At 32.2% G+C, this 255-nt stretch carries 1 protein-coding gene; it reads left to right on the top strand.

Going from position 1 to position 255, the window contains the following annotated elements; genetic code table 11:
* Positions 1-255, top strand: a 255-nt coding sequence (locus ACYQ2O_RS13590; protein ID WP_459796866.1) for a hypothetical protein, incomplete at both ends; no start/stop codon positions are given.

Raw genomic sequence — 255 nt, 5'->3', positions numbered from 1 at the left:
TTGAAATTACTACTGAAATGATTGAAGAAATATTAAGTCCGAAGGACCATATAAGTCCCCACCGTCGAAAAACTTTAATAACAAACCTCCGTCAGTTTTCTGAATTTCTTCAAGTACTACAAATCCCTAGTCAGTCTGTCAATTCAAGTTATTACCAAGCAGTAGAACAAAAATTCAAACCATATATTTTTTCAAAAGAAAATCTTAAAAAACTCCTATGTGTTACTGACAAATTACCAAAAGCCAATCGAAGCA

It is taken from the genome of Alkalibacterium sp. m-11, from assembly GCF_054658155.1.
Note: the sequence above shows the minus strand (reverse complement) of the source record. Positions and strands in the feature narration are given on the sequence as shown.